The organism is Bifidobacterium amazonense (genome assembly GCF_018555435.2).
In the GTDB taxonomy this organism is placed as follows: domain Bacteria; phylum Actinomycetota; class Actinomycetes; order Actinomycetales; family Bifidobacteriaceae; genus Bifidobacterium; species Bifidobacterium amazonense.
Map to the genome: position 1 here is coordinate 1 of NZ_JAFEJT020000023.1, position 15,613 is coordinate 15,613.

A 15,613-nucleotide genomic window follows, 5' to 3' on the forward strand; every position below is an offset into this window, starting at 1 on the left:
CGCGACGGCGATCAAGGACATCGACCCGCGGCTGCGCGTCGGCGGGCCCGCCACGTCGAACTTCGTGCCGGACGCGCGGTTCGACGGCGAGGTCGAGGATTTCAGCAGACATCTGACCAACAAGGTCGACGACCTCGACTCGCTCGACTGGCACGGCGTATGGATCGAGGATTTCCTGCGATACTGCCGGGCCAATGATCTGCCGGTCGATTTCGTCTCGACGCACCCGTATCCCACCGACTTCGCGCTTGACGGGCAGGATGTGCCGCCCGAGCCCGAAACCGACCGCGGCGGCCGTCCCATGCGCGGGCGATCGCGCAAGGCCGGTTCGGTGCACGACGACCTGCTGTGGCTGCGCGACGCGCTCGCCCGGCATGGCTATGCGGACGCCGAAGTGCATCTGACCGAATGGAGCTCCAGCCCCACCTCGCGCGACTGCAGCCACGACTATCTGCCGGCCGCCACCTACGTGGTCAGGACGAACCTCGAGAACATCGGACTGGCGGATTCGCTGAGCTACTGGACGTTCACCGACATCTTCGAGGAGGTCGGTCCCGGCCCCGAGGCGTTCCACGGCGGATTCGGCCTGATGACCATGCACGGCATCCCGAAAGCCACATACCGTGCCTACGAATTCCTCAACGGACTGGGCGGCCGCCGTCTCACGCAGACGGCCGACGGCATCGTGACGCGCGACGACGCCGGGGGAGTGCAGGGACTGTTCTTCAACTACCCCGACGCGATGCCTCAAGCCGTGCCGATCGCCGAATACCCGGACCATGGGCGCGCCGAGGAGATCCAGGCGCTCGGCGACGGCGAGACCGTCACGATCCGGCTCGAAGGACTGGAGGCGAACACCCGGGTGACGGTGCGCACCATGGACCGTGACCACGGCGTCGCCGCGAACCTGTGGGCCGAACTCGGATATCCGCGCAACCTCACCCGCGGGCAGGCCGCCATGCTGCGCGCCCGCGCCGACGACCTCGCCGTCAACGTCGTGCGAGCCGACGCCGACGGCACCCTCACCCTGACGCTCGCACTCGCACCGTGGTCCGTCGCCTTCTTCGAGACCTGCTGAAAGGCCGTGCCATGAATCGACACGAACTGTACGACACCGCACCGGCATCAGACTGGAACCACGCCTACCCGATCGGCAACGGATTCCTCGGCGCGATGGTGTTCGGAGGCGTCCGCCGCGAACACCTGCAGGTCAACGAGGACTCCGTCTGGTCGGGCGGCCCCATGAACCGCGTCAACCCCGACGCGCGCCGTTATGCCGCTCGGGTGCGCGGCCTGATCGAGCATGACGGCACCCGAGAGGCGGAACGTCTCGCCGAACTCGCCATGCTCCCCGCCGAACCCGACATGCGCCATTATGAGCCCCTCGGCGACGTCTTCATCGACTTCGGCGACGCCGCACGGCATCAACACCCGTACGAACGCCGGCTGGACATCGATGCGGGCGTCGGCATGGTGAGGACGTCCGTCGGCGACGTGAGACAGACGCGCGAATGGTTCGCGTCGAACCCGGACAACGTGATCGCCTACCGGATCACCGCGGAGGAGCCCCATTCCATCGACTGCGTGATCGAGGTCGGCCGTATGGACCTGAACAACCACGGCATTTCGCGATGCGAGGGCGTGGGCGCGGTCGGCGCGGACACGATCGGGTTGCACGGCGTCAACGGAGGCTCCGACGGCATCGGCTACGCGATGGCGGTGCGCGCGATCTCCGACGACGGCACGGTGGAGTCGATCGGCGGACGCATCGTCGTACGCGACACGTCCGCGGTGACGCTGCTGGTCGCCGGACGCACCACCTACCGCAGCGGCGCCCCGATGGCATGGTGCACGTCCACGCTGGACGCCTCGGCCAGACTCGGCTACGATGCGCTGAAATCACGCCACACCGCCGATTTCGCCGCGATCATGTCCACGATGAGCCTTGAATTGACCACTTCGGACGATCGGAAGGAACGCGGCCGGCCGACCACCGTCCAACGACGGCAATCGTTCACGGACGGACGGCCCGACATCGGTCTGCTGGAGACCTACCTGACGTATGCACGGTATCTGCTGGCGTCGTCCAGCCGGCCGGGCAGCCTGCCGGCGAACCTGCAGGGCATCTGGAACGACGTCTACGAGTCGCCGTGGGGATCGAAATACACGGTCAACATCAACGCCGAAATGAACTACTGGTTCGCGGAAAAGGCCGGACTGGGCGACCTGCATCGGCCGTTGTTCGACCATATCCGCACGGTCGCGGCCCGCGGACGCAGCGTGGCGGCGGCGATGTACGGGGTGCACGGATTCGTATGCCACCACAACACCGACATCTGGGGCGACTGCGCGCCACAGGACCACTACACGCCGGCCAGCCTGTGGCCGATGGGCGGCGCATGGCTCGCCCTGCACCTCATCGAGCATTGGGAATACACGCGCGACGACGGCTTTCTGGCCGACAATCTCGGCATCATACGCGACGCGATACGCTTCATCCTCGATACGATGACCCGCGACCCCGACGGCCTGTGGATGACCGGCGTATCCGTCTCGCCCGAGAACACGTACCGTATGGCGGACGGAACCACCGCCTCGCTGTGCATCGGCCCGGCGATGGACATGCAGATCACGCGCGAACTGTTCACCCGCTACCTGCACGTCGTGCACGAAACCGGATGCGACAACGACGACGGGATCGACGCGACGGTTCGCGAACGATTGGCGAACCTGCGACCCGACCGCGTCGACGCGTGCGGGCGGATCCTCGAATGGGACCGCGACCGCGAGGAGACCGAGCCGGGACACCGTCACTTCTCGCCGTGCTTCGGCCTGTATCCGGGCACCACGATCCGGAGGGACCTCACGCCGGAACTCGCCGCGGCGGCCGGAAGACTGGTCGCCCGCCGCATGGCGCACGGATTCGGGCGGACCGGGTGGAGCCGCGCATGGGCATTGTGCCTGCACGCGCGGATGGCCGACCGGGAGGCGGCCTGGAACGACATCGTCCGCATGCTCGCCGACTCCACGCTCGACAACCTGCTCGACAACCATCCGCCGTTCCAGATCGACGGCAACTTCGGCGCGCTCGCCGGCTTCCTCGAACTGCTCGTACAGGACTATGAGGACACGGCGTACCTGCTGCCCGCACTGCCCGACGCGCTGCCGAACGGCCGGGCGGACGGCATCCGGACCAAGGCCGGCGCCGAACTCGCCCTCGAATGGCGCGACGGCGCGCTCGCCGCCGTCACCCTCACGGGGTTGCGCGACGGCGCATCGACCTTCATCCTGCCCGACGGGAGAACCATCCCCACCCACTGGCACGCCGGCGAACGGCTGGCCCTCGACATCAAAGGAGCCGGATCATGACCTCGGATACAGGCCGCGACGGCCTCACGTTTCTCACCTTCCTGGCGGTCAACGACCGTCCGGACCTTGCCGGGATCACGGCGCGGCTCGACGAGTGCAAGGCGCTCGGCTTCGACGGCACGGTATGGCATCCGCGCAACTATCCGGGAGATCCGGACTATCTGAGCCGGCAATACTTCGACCTGCTGTCGGCCGTGATCCTGCACGCGAAGCGGATCGGCATGGAATTCTGGATCTACGACGAGAACGGCTGGCCGTCCGGCAGCGCCTCCGGCAAGGTGCATGAGATGAACCCGGACCTTACGGCCGGCTGGCTCGAATACCGCGACGGCACCGTCGTCGAGCGCAGCGAACCGGCGCTGCTCAACACGTTCAACGCGAAGACCTGCGCCGACTTCATCCGTCTGACCTACGACGGTCACAAGACGGGGCTCGACCCCGAGGCCTTCGACCACCTGACCGGGTTCTTCAGCGACGAGGTCGGCTTCCTCGAAGGCCGCGGCGCGACCTTCCGCCATCGGGGCGTGCCGTGGTGCTCCGATTTCGCGGCTCGATACGAGGGACGATACGGCGAACCGCTCGACCCGCGACTGCTGTTCGCCGGCGACGGCCCCGATGCGGCCCGCGCCCGCGCCAACTACTGGGAGCTGGCCACCGACCTGCTTGATGAGAACTTCCATGCCCCGATCAACGCATGGTGCGAGGCTCACGGCAAGGCGTACACCGCGCACGCCAAAGGCGAGGAAAGCCCGTATTTCCAAGTCCCGTACTCCGGTTCCGTCTACCAGGTCATGCGTCATGTGAGCGTGCCGGCCATCGACGCGCTCGAACGCGACCCCGGCAACCACTACTATCCGCACATCGCCAGCTCGATCGCACGCCAGTTCCACTCGGGGCGCGCGCTGTGCGAGGCGATGGGCGGCGCCGGCTGGGGCGTGAATCCCGAAAGCTGGGAGCGGTACATGCGCTGGCTGATCGACTGCGGCGTGGACACGTTCGTGCTGCATCTGTCGCAATACCGGCTCAAGGCGCAGGCGATCCGCGACTGGCCCGCCTCCCAGCCGCTCGGCCTGACCTGGAGGCCGGCCTTCGGCAAGGTGCTGGCCGACATGCGCGATTACGCGGCACGTCGATCCGAGTGGGAGGCCGGCCGCGACCGCATGCTGGTCGTCTGTCCCACGCGCGGCGTGATGGAGCGGTTCGACCCGCGCGAGATGCACGTCATCAACGAGCATGATGGCGACGGCGTGCCCGATTCCGCCGCCGGCCGCATCTCCAAACGGTTCAACGCGCTGGTCGAGCAACTGCACGAGGCCGGCGAATCCTATGACGTCACCGAGGAACGCATCGTCGACGAGTTCGGCGAGCCGACCTCCGACGGCGGCATCCGCATCGGCACGTGCACGTACCATCGCGTGGTCATGGGGGAGGGGTGCTCCCCGCGCGTTCCCGCCGTCCGGGAACGGCTGCGCGCGCTGGACGAACGTCCCGATTCGTGGCGGGTGCTTCCTTCCGGCGCCAACCAGCTTCCGCTCGATCTTGCCGTCGACGGAGGCGATTATCCGGTCGTGCGCGCGACGTTCGATATCCGTCGGTTGTGGAATGCATGCATCACCCTCGTGTGCAGCGATCCGGTGCGTGGCGTCGAGATCAACGGCATGAGAATATGTCCGGCGGATGCCGGGACCCTTCCGGGAGAAGAAGCGCCGGCGCGGTACGCCGTTCCCGCCGAAATCCTGCGCACCGGATCCAACGCCGTCACCATCCACTCCCTGCCCGACGGCGAACCGCGTCCCTTCGTATGGCTGCGCGGCGATTTCCGCGTGCTGAGCGAATCCCCATACTTCAAGACCGCCGATCCGCGGCAGGCATACACCCTCGGCCCGTTCGAACTCGCCGAGCCCTCCGCTGATCTCGACCCCGCCGATCTGACCTCATCCGGCATGCCGTTCCGCTTCGCCCCGGTGATCATGACCAGACGGCTGGCCGTCGACAAGCCGGCCGATCATCTGCGATTCACCGGCGTTCGTGCCGATGCGATCCACGTCATGGTCGACGGACGGGATGCCGGCTGGGCGATCGGCCCGGAGTACGCGATCCGGATCGCCGAGCCGCTGACGACGGGAACGCATGACCTGACCGTGGCGCTGTACCCGAGCACCTACAACACGTACGGGCCGCATCACCACATCGACGGCGACCGCCACGTCATCTCGCCGGCGCAATACGAAGGCGTGCGCAACTTCGCCGACCACGCAGACCGACCGGCCGGCACGGCGGTCCCCGGCTGGCATGTCGTCCGCTTGGGCCTCGGCGACTTGGTGCTGCCCTAGGAGGGGTGGTCGACTCCGGCCGATAGGGAAAATTCGACGCTGTGTTTTCCGTTTTTGGGAAAGCGCTTGCAAAAGTGAGGTAAAACAAGGGGACGCGCTGGGAAAGGAGTATCAATAATCTGATTTGACGATATCTGCAATTAGTTGCATAATAAGTAATGCAACTAGTTGCAGAGCTTGTAAATAGCGGTTTCCGGCAAGCGATTGCAACACTGGAAGCGAAGAAGACGCGAGAGGCGCCGACGCCCCTCGGTTCAAAGAAGAAAACAACCCGAAGGAGGGTTCGATGTCACACTTCACCAATGATCTCAAGAAGGGCATCGCGGCGGCGGCCGCGGTCGCGACGCTGTTCGGCATGGCCGCATGCGGCAGCTCCAGCGGCGGCAGTTCGGACGCCGGCGGCAAGACCGTCATCAAATTCCTGTACGCCACCGGCGACGACACTTGGAACGGCACCGTCAAGGCGCTCGCCGACGCCTACAACGCGCAGAGCGACACCGCCAAGGTGGTCCCCGAGCCGCTGCCCGCCGGCTCCGACTACGCAACGGCCATGAAGACCATGGACGCCACCGGCAACTGGCCCGCCGTCGTCGACATGCGCGACACCGTCACCTACATCGAGGCCGGCAAGCTCGCGCCGATCCCCGAAGAGGTCATCTCGCTGCTCAGCGACGACGCCTACGCCGCCTACAAGGACGGCAACGTCTATCTGGTGCCGGCCGGCGCGAACAACGGCGAGCTCGGCATCAACATCATCTACGACAAGGACTACTTCAAGAAGCACAATCTCGAGGTTCCCACCACCTACGACGAGTTCATCCAGCTGATGAAGGACATCAAGAAGAACGGCGACGTGCCGCTGGCCACCGCGGGCGGCGAGGTGTGGCCGTCCGACCAGCTGTGGAAGCCGCTCGCGTCCGCCGTGTTCGCCGAGCATTCGGCCGACGGCGCCGGCTTCTGGTCCGACGTCAAGGACGGCAAGGCGTCCATCGAGGATCTCAAGGAACCGCTGACCGAGCTCAAGGACATCACCGATAAGTATGTACTGCAGGGCTGGCAGTCCACGCAGGACGCGCAGACCACCACGCTGCTGGTCAACCACCAGGCCATCATGGCCACATCGTCCGCCGGTCTCGGCCGACTTAAGGACATCAACAAGGTCGACCCGAACTACAACGCCGGCATGTTCATCATCCCCGACGAAAACGGCAGGATCAACGTGCTCAAGAACGCCGTCGGCGACTCCAGCCAGGGTCTGGCGATCTCCGCGCAGGCCAAGAAGGACGGCAAGCAGTACGACGCGGCCGTCGACTTCCTCAAGTTCTACTACTCGCTCGACGGCGCCAACGAGATCGAGAAGTCCGGCACCATCGCGCCGAACATCAAGGACGCCGACCAGATCACCCGCAACGAGTCCATCCCCGGCTCCTCCGACTACTACGACCTGATGAAGAACCCGAACCTCAACTGGTACGTCAACGAAACCCCGTGGACCGAGTTCTCCACCTTCAACTCCTTCTTCCGCCAGGCCCGCATCGAGATGCAGACCGGCCAGACCTCCATCGACGACCTGATCGCCAAGACCCAGGCCGAATTCGACAAGGACATCAAGGGCTGAGCCGGCTGGGCCACAGCCGTCCGTGTCTGAACGAACCGCCGGGACGGGCGGGCATCCTCCTCCGTTCCGCCCGTCCCGGCCGTCATCTCGGACTCTCGAACCCTCGAATCCAAGCAAAGGAAAGAACCTTGGCAAGCACAACCGCAACCCCGAAAAGCGCCGCGCAGCGCAGCCGCAAATACATGGCGCGGCGCAACAAAATCACCATGTTCCTGTTCGTGGTCCCCATGCTCGTGGTGTTCCTGTGCATGGTGATCCTGCCCTCGCTGCAGTCGCTGCAGCTGAGCTTCACCGACTGGGACGGCATCTCGGACACCTACGACTGGGTCGGCTTCGACAACTACGTCGATATGCTCACTTCCGGTCGTTTCTGGAACGCCGTGAGGAACACGCTGATCCTCGGCATCGGATCCGCGTTCGTCATCAACCTCATCTCGCTGGGCATGGCGCTGCTGCTCGACCACATCCATCACTTCTCCGGCTTCTTCCGCACCATCGTCTACCTGCCGGCGCTGGTGAGCGCGTTCATCGCATCCACCATCTGGAAGTACATGCTCAACTACAATTTCGGCGCGGTCAACTCCATGCTGCGCAAGGCCGGGCTCGCAGGCCTCACCCGCGACTGGCTCGGCGACCAGCACATCGTGATCTGGGTGCTGCTGTTCCTCATCTGCTTCACGCTGGGCGGCAACACCACGCTCATCTACCTGTCGAACCTGCAGTCCGTGCCGCAGGAGCTCGTCGAGGCCGCGAAGGTCGACGGCGCGAACGCGTGGCAGGTGTTCCGCAACGTGACCTGGCCGATGCTCGCCGGTTCGGTCACCGTCAACTTCACGCTCTCGCTGATCGCCGGCTGGGCGATCTTCGACCAGGTGCAGGTGCTCACCTCCGGCGGCCCCGGCTTCGTGTCCGAGACGATGGCGTTCTTCGTCTACCGCGTCGGCTTCGGCGAATACCGCGCCGGCTTCGGCTCGGCGGCCGCGGTGATCCTGTTCGTCGTCGTGATGATCAGCACCGTGATCAGCAACAAGTTCCTTCGCGATAGGGAGATTCAGGCATGAGCAGTACGACGATTCCCACGAACACGACCGTGCCCGTCGCGGGCGCGGAACTGACGGACGGCACGAAGAGGAAGGTCAGGGATATGGCCGGGTGTTTCATCAAACGGAAGGCGGCCAAGGAGAAAGAGCGTTACACGGTCGGCGAGGTCGTGTGCATGGCGGTGGTCGCGCTGCTGTTCTGCGTGGTCGCGTTCCCCGTGTTCTACGCGCTCGCCCAGTCGTTCCGCACGTATTCGGAGATCACCATCGACCCGATGGGCCTGCCCACGAGGATCTCGTTCGACAACTACGCGCGCCTCTTCCAGGACACCGCGTTCCCGCAGGCCACGCTCAACACGGTCATCATCACCGTCACGACGCTGCTGATCCTCGTGGTCATCCTGCCGATGGCCGCCTACGGCATCGAACGCATCGGCGGCCGCTCCTCGCGCGCACTGTACCTGCTGTTCCTTGCGGGGCTCATGATCCCGTTCCAGGTGCGCATGATCCCGATCGTCAAGACGTTCAACACGATCGGCCTGTACTCCACGCTCACCTCCGTGATCCTCGTGCATTTGGGCGGAGCGGCCGGTTTCGGCATCCTCCTGTACTGCTCGTTCATCAAGGGCGTCCCGGTCGAGGTCGAGGAGGCCGCCGAAGTGGACGGCGCCGGCAAGCTGCGCACGTTCTGGCAGGTCGTCTTCCCGATGCTCATGCCCGTGACCTCCGCGTTCGTGATCACCAATTCGCTGAGCTTCTGGAACGACTACTTCATCCCGCTGGTCATGCTCGACTCGAGTTCCGCCGGCACGATCAACGTGGCCATCAACCGCATGATGGGTCTGCTCACCTCGCAGTGGGAGCTCATCTACGCGGGCGCGATCCTCTCGCTCATCCCGTCCGTCATCATCTTCGCCGCCTTCCAGCGCTACTTCATCAAGGGCATGGCCGTCGGTGCGGTTAAAGGCTGAACTATGGAGCAAAGCATCGTATCCAAGTGGCTGGCCGTCGCGAACTTCGATTCGCCGGTCTCGCAGATGATCCTGCGCGTCTGGCAGGTGTTCGTCAACGGCGCCCTGCTGTGGATCGCCGCGATCCCGTACTTCGCGTTCGACCTGCTGGTCGGCTGGCAGCCGAGCCACGGCGCGATCTGGCTGGGATGTGCGGCGCTCGCGCCGCTTTTCCCGGCCGTCACCGGCCTGATCGCGGTCAGTCGCGACATGATTACGGAACGTGGCTACGTCGGCGCGACCGGCCGTCGTTTCGTCGCCGCCGTCGTCCACGCCGCGCCGGCGGTCCGGCTGACGTGGCTGATGTGCGTCGCGACGACGCTGTTCGTCGCCTACGACGTCGCGCTGTTCGCTGGTACGGTCGCGATGCCGGCGTCGGCCGCAGCCGTCGCGCTGACGATGCTCTCGCTGCTGTGCGCGGCATCGTGGACGCTCGCCGGTCGCGACACGGCCGCGGTCGGCGCCGCACCGGCCGTGCGTCAGCTTGCCGGCGTGATCGTGGCGACGATACGCAAGGCGTACCTGCCGTTGGTCTGGCTGTTTCTGCTGGCGGTTATCATCGCCGCGTCCCTGCTGCCGATGATCGGCGCATGCCTGCTGGCGTTCGCGCCCGGCTTGTGGGGCGCCGTCGTGGCGTTGGTCAATCTGACGATGCGATTCGGCATGTAGAATCGCATCGTGTACGGCTGTGGGCGGCTGTGCGGAGTCGCGAATAAGGAGGTGCCGCGGCGATGGTCGGTTCGAAAGCGAAGACCGGTCCGGCGAAAACGGGTCTGGTCAACATCGCCGATGTGGCGCGCGCCGCCGGAGTGTCCGTCTCCACGGTGTCCCGTTCGCTCAACGGCTCCGCGCAGATCTCCGAGAAGACCCGCCGGCATGTCGAACAGGTGGCCCAGTCCATCGGCTACGTGCCCAACAGCAACGCGAAGGCGCTCACCACCGCGTCGAACACCGTGATCCTGGTGGTCCGCTATATCTCCGGCGGCCCGTACATGAATCTGATCGCCGGAGTGGAGGAGGAGGCGTCCGGCCGCGGCCTGTCGTTCCGTCTGATCACGCCGGGGGAGCGCGACATGCGGTTCAACGGCATCATCCGCCAGCTGCAGGAGCAGCGTCCTCGCGTGGCGATCATCCTGTCCAGTGGCGCCGACGAGCGGCTGTGGGACGAGCAGATGTCGTCGCAGATCTCGAAGCTGAGGGAGTTCGGTACGGAACTGATCATCGCCGGCCGTGCGCGTGAACCGATGTGGGGCGATGCCGGAGTGGTCGACTACGACAACAAGGGCGGCATGCGCGCGTTGGTCGAGCGGTTGATCGAGCAGGGGCACCGCCGGTTCGTGTACTGCGGCAAGCGTCTGGACTCGCGTGTGTTCCGCGATCGTTATCAGGGTTTTCTGGACGCGCTGTCCGCGGCCGGCATGGAGCGTGACCATGATGCGGCTCTGGACGTCGACCGTGCCCCCGGCGATGCGGCCGGTCTTGAGTCGCTGGTGCGCAGGTGGCGCGACGATCTGGGCCGTTTCGCCGTCGTCGCCAGTACCGACGACGATGCGTCGGCCGTGATGCTCGCACTGTATCGTTGCGGCATCGCGATGCCCGGCGAGGCGTCGGTGTCCGGTTTCGACGACATGCAGTACGCGGATCGTCTGCTGCGGCCGCTGACCACCGTGCATGTGCCGTTCAACGAGATGGGCCATGCCGCCGTGCGCATGGGGCTGGGCGAGATGAAGCGTGACGTCTGCTTCCCGGTCGAACCGGTGATCCGCGAATCCACCGCGGTCTGAGGGCCGCGTTTCCCGGTGAGAGGTTCTTTGGGGATATGCACAAAAGGGCAGCTGACGCGGCATTTGCAACTAGTTGCAGCAGCTGGTATCATATTTGGAAAACGCTTACCGTAAGGATGCGTGGAATCATTCGCGTCGGCAATTCCGCACGGTAGCACGGTAGACGTGACGTATCGGTATTCGCACAAAGGACTGAACAATGACGATCAACACCACACACATCCTTGATCCGCGCGACTTCGGCGCGCTCGTCGACGGCACGACCAACGACGGTCCGGCCATCCAGGCCGCGATCGACGCGGCGAACGCGAACGGCGGCGGCCATGTCACGCTCGCCGGCGGCACGTTCCTCGCCGGCACGATCAAACTCAAGTCGAACGTCACGCTGGAGGTCGCCGAATCGGCGACACTGCTCGCGAGTCCCGACATCAACGACTACGCGGCGGACGTGCATCACAACCGCTATCGCAACGAGGCCGCGCTCGACCGCTGCTTCATCTACGCCGAAGACCAGCACGACGTCGCGCTCGTCGGCCGCGGCACGATCGACGGCAACGCGACCGCCTTCCCGAACGAGGGCTCGATCTACCGGCCGATGCTGATCCGACTGCTGCGCTGCCGTAACGTGCACGTCGAAAACCTGCGTCTGGTCGAGGCGGCCGCGTGGACGACCGCGTTCCTCGACAGTGAATACATCTGGATCCACGGCGTCGACATCAAGAACGACAAGCGGTATAACGGCGACGGCCTCGACTTCGACGGCAGTGCGCACGTATTCATCTCCGACTGCTACGTGCGCGGCACCGACGACAACTTCTGCCTGCAATCCAGCAGCAAGCAGTACCCGGTGCACGACATCCACGTAACGAACTGCGAGTTCTCCGGCGTGTGCGCGGGCATCCGCATCGGGCTCAAGTCCATCGGCGACATCTACAACGTGAGCATCAGCAACTGCACGCTCAACCGCGTGTGGCGCGAGGGCATCAAGCTCGAATGCACCGAAGGCGGCTCCATTACCGACGTGTCGATCAGCAACATCGTCATGCGCGACGTGACGCGGCCCGTGTTCGCCGTGCTCAACAACCGCTTCGAGTTGGACGACTACGGCACGTCCATCGAACTCGACCACATGCCCGAAATCGGCACGATGGAGCGGATCTCGATCAGCAACCTCACCGCGACCGACAGTGCGGAGATGGCGAACGTGCATCGCCGCTTCACCGACGACGTGATGGGCGAGCCGCGCTTCGCCGGCATTCGCTTCGACGCGGCCGACGGGCATCCGATCGAAGACGTAACGCTTGACGGGCTTCGTTACACGTTCGTCGGGGGAGTGAAGCTCGCCGATATCCCGCCGCTGGAGGAGTACCCGCGGCTCGTCGACAAGCTGGCCGAGCCGGGCGTGCGCTCCAGCGAGAACTACTGGCCCGACTGGTCGCGCACCGCGTTCATGGACCTGCGCAACGTGCACGGGCTCGACCTGAACCGTATCCGGCTGCGTTCGCTGCGCCCCGACGAGCGCCACGCCGTCCTCCTCGACGGATGCGAGACGGTCACCGACCCGGACGTCACCGTCAACGGCGAACGGCTGTAGCCGCCGGCTGTAGCCGCCGGCTGTAGCCGCCAGTTGTGGTCACCGGTTGTGGCCGTGCGGCGGGTGGTATCCGGCCAGTGCAGACATAGAGTCGCTGCAGCATCCCTTACCGACACTATGTCTGCATTACTCATCGACAGTCGCAGACATAGTGCCGGCGTGAATTGCCGCTTCGACCCTATGTCTGCGCTATCCGATGCCGGCCGTTGAGTTATCCACATACTGCTTATCCACAACACGCCGAAACTCCGACCTTTTTTCCACAATGCCCGGTTCCCATTGCGCTGGCGTTCCGATGCGGCTCATGATCAACGGTATGAGAACGCATAAGGGACTGGATCGCCTCATCTCCGCCGCCGAAGCAGCTTGGAGGTGCTTCTGGCCGAAAACCAACGCCGAGAAAAAGGCGGTGTCCAGACGGCTGCACGACGGCGAGCTGGTCCGGCCGCACCGCAACATGTACGCGCGGGTCGTCTACTGGGACTCTCTGAATCCGGCAGAGCGCTCCCGTCATGTCATTCGCTCGCTGCACGAGCAGTATCCCCATCGTGTGTTCGCCGGTCTCAGCGCGGCGGCCATCATGCAGCTTGAATATCCATGGTCTCTGCATGATGGCGGGATGGTGTTCATCGCCACTCGGCAATCGTCGAATGCCGGACGGGCCTATGGGAAGCTTCGCCGGATCTCCATGACGGATGTGCCGGTCTGCGAGGTCGGATGTCTGCTGTTGGACGGTGAATATGGCAGGGCCGGAATGGACGTCGTTGTCTCCGATGACGTTGGTGCGATGGTGCCTGCGAACAGGATAATCTGCATCATTCCGGTCACATCGCCGGCGAGGACGCTGGTTGATTGCGGGCTTCGATATGAATTCGCGCAGGCGCTGCCTATGGTCGATTCGGCTCTGCGCAGGCAGCTGGTCACGAAGCGGGAAATAGCCGCGGCGTGTGACGGGGTTCGGGCAGATTGCGTTCGTGTGCGCCGTCTGTTGCATTATGCGGACCCGCTCAGTGAGAACGGAGGTGAGTCATGGTGCCGCGCGGTGATCATAGAATTGGGATTCGTGGCGCCGCGGTTGCAGCACGAATTCGTGGATCCTGAAACGGGGTTTCGTTGCCGTGTCGATTTCGTATGGTTCCTGCCGGATGGAAGAATTGTTGTCCTCGAATACGATGGCATGCGCAAGTACGTCGATCCGACGATGACCGGCGGACGTGATGTGCGCGCGGTGGTGCAGAAGGAACGGCTTCGTCAGGATACGTTGGTGCATAATCACGTGACGATGGTGATCCGGACCGATTATGTCGAGGTGATGCGGCGTACCCCGTTGAGGGTCAAGCTGACGGATGCGGGTATCCCGCAACTGTCCGGGTGAGGGGAGGGACCGTCACCCTGGATCAGATCACGGTACGTCCCCGCAACTGTCCGGGTGAGGGGCGGGGTGGCGCCCGCAGACTTAGGGCCGCTTGCACGTCGGTTAGCGGCACTATGTCTGCGGCTGTCTGCGACGGATGCAGACTTAGGGTCGTTTATACGTCGTTCTGCGGCCCCATGTCTGCGGACGCTCAGTCTGGATTGATGCGGAGACGTGGCGCACGGTAGGTCAACATGGACGTAAATGGTTACGTATTGTTGCGTAATGGTAGGGACGCTGCGGGGGATGTTCTGATGATGCGACACGCCGATTGACACGATTGAGAAACTTATTCTTTCCGTTGGAAGTACGCTGATTTGCCAGATTTTTCAACGATGGTTGCGCAATCACGGTAAGCGTTTACTGGCGTGTCGCGAGGAGCTGCGATTTGTTGCGTAACTGGTTACGTGATATGGTGATAACCAACAGAACAACAGAGCGGAAACGGACACGAAGTCTGTGACGTTCCCGCATTCCGGCCGGTGTGGACCGGTGTTCTCGCAGAGGAGGATTGATGGAACAGGTCAAAAAGACCCCAAGGTTTTTGTCGCACAGCTGGCGCCTGCTGTACATGGTGCTGCCGTTCGCGGCTTTCGTGCTCGTCTTCAACTATCTGCCGCTGCTGGGTTGGTACTTCGCGTTTGTGGACTACCAGCCGGGCGTGGCCCCGTGGGAGATGCCGTTCGTGGGACTCAAGTGGTTCCAGTCGATCGTCTCCTCGCCCGAGCAGATGCACACGATCGGCCGTGTGCTGGTCAACACGCTCGGCATGAGCTTCCTGGGACTCGCCTGCAGCGTGCTGCCGCTGATCTTCGCGATCCTGCTGTATGAGCTCCGTTCGAGCAAGCTGCGCCGCGTGGTCCAGACGCTGACCACCGCGCCGAACTTCGTCAGCTGGGTGCTGGTCTACGCGCTCGTGTTCGCGTTCCTGTCCGTCGACAACGGCGTGGTGAACAACCTGCTGGTCGATTGGGGCGTCATCAAGCAGCCGATCAATTTCCTGCTGAGCTCCGACCACATGTGGCTCAAGATGACCGCGCTGGGTGTGTGGAAGTCCATCGGCTGGTCCGCGATCATGTACCTGGCCGCCATCAACGGCATCGACCAGGAGCTGTACGAGGCCGCGTCGATCGACGGCGCGAACCGCTTCCAGCGTGCGATCCACATCACCGTGCCGGGCCTGCTGCCCACGTTCTTCGTGCTGCTGCTCATGAGCGTGGCGAACATCATCAACACCGGCATGGACCAGTACTTCGTCTTCTCCAACGCCATGAACAAGGATTCCTTGGAAGTGCTTGATCTGTACACGTACAACATCGGTATTTCCCAGGGCAACTTCTCGTTCGCCACCGTGATCTCCATCCTCAAGACCGTCGTCTCCCTGGCGCTGCTGTTCTCCGTGAACGGCATCTCCAAGAAGGTCCGCGGCAACTCGATCTTCTAAACCGGCC

Annotated in this window: 11 protein-coding genes; all 11 read left to right on the forward strand. The window is 64.1% G+C overall.

Going from position 1 to position 15,613, the window contains the following annotated elements; all coding sequences use genetic code 11:
• A partial coding sequence (locus tag JS533_RS06765) for a GH39 family glycosyl hydrolase (protein ID WP_241513678.1) occupies positions 1 to 1,078 on the forward strand: 1,078 nt, incomplete at its 5' end.
• Positions 1,079 to 1,089: 11 nt separating this feature from the next.
• Positions 1,090 to 3,369 carry a glycoside hydrolase family 95 protein gene (locus JS533_RS06770; protein ID WP_241513679.1) on the forward strand — a complete coding sequence of 760 codons (2,280 nt, stop codon included), beginning with the start codon at positions 1,090 to 1,092 and terminating at the stop codon, positions 3,367 to 3,369.
• The gene (locus JS533_RS06775) at positions 3,366 to 5,702 is read left to right on the forward strand and encodes a hypothetical protein (protein WP_241513680.1); all 2,337 of its coding nucleotides are present in this window, start codon (positions 3,366 to 3,368) and stop codon (positions 5,700 to 5,702) included. Before JS533_RS06770 ends, JS533_RS06775 begins: the two co-directional genes overlap by 4 nt.
• A gap of 286 nt (positions 5,703 to 5,988) precedes the next feature.
• Complete coding sequence (locus JS533_RS06780) at positions 5,989 to 7,320, forward strand: ABC transporter substrate-binding protein (protein ID WP_241513681.1); 1,332 nt, start codon at positions 5,989 to 5,991, stop codon at positions 7,318 to 7,320.
• Between the two features lie 128 nt (positions 7,321 to 7,448).
• A complete protein-coding gene (locus JS533_RS06785; RefSeq protein WP_241513682.1) occupies positions 7,449 to 8,381 on the forward strand; it encodes a carbohydrate ABC transporter permease in 933 nt (310 codons plus the stop codon).
• On the forward strand, positions 8,378 to 9,331 hold the full coding sequence (locus tag JS533_RS06790) for a carbohydrate ABC transporter permease (RefSeq protein WP_241513683.1): 954 nt from the start codon (positions 8,378 to 8,380) through the stop codon (positions 9,329 to 9,331). Before JS533_RS06785 ends, JS533_RS06790 begins: the two co-directional genes overlap by 4 nt.
• A gap of 3 nt (positions 9,332 to 9,334) precedes the next feature.
• On the forward strand, positions 9,335 to 10,039 hold the full coding sequence (locus JS533_RS06795; RefSeq protein ID WP_241513684.1) for a hypothetical protein: 705 nt from the start codon (positions 9,335 to 9,337) through the stop codon (positions 10,037 to 10,039).
• Between the two features lie 62 nt (positions 10,040 to 10,101).
• Positions 10,102 to 11,154 carry a LacI family DNA-binding transcriptional regulator gene (locus JS533_RS06800; RefSeq protein ID WP_241513685.1) on the forward strand — a complete coding sequence of 351 codons (1,053 nt, stop codon included), beginning with the start codon at positions 10,102 to 10,104 and terminating at the stop codon, positions 11,152 to 11,154.
• 199 nt (positions 11,155 to 11,353) lie between these two features.
• On the forward strand, positions 11,354 to 12,748 hold the full coding sequence (locus tag JS533_RS06805) for a glycoside hydrolase family 28 protein (protein ID WP_241513686.1): 1,395 nt from the start codon (positions 11,354 to 11,356) through the stop codon (positions 12,746 to 12,748).
• Positions 12,749 to 13,052: 304 nt separating this feature from the next.
• Complete coding sequence (locus JS533_RS06810; protein WP_241513687.1) at positions 13,053 to 14,123, forward strand: CTP synthase; 1,071 nt, start codon at positions 13,053 to 13,055, stop codon at positions 14,121 to 14,123.
• 553 nt (positions 14,124 to 14,676) lie between these two features.
• Positions 14,677 to 15,606, forward strand: a complete 930-nt coding sequence (locus tag JS533_RS06815) for an ABC transporter permease (protein WP_241513688.1) — start codon at positions 14,677 to 14,679, stop codon at positions 15,604 to 15,606.
• The last annotated feature ends 7 nt before the right edge of the window (positions 15,607 to 15,613 follow it).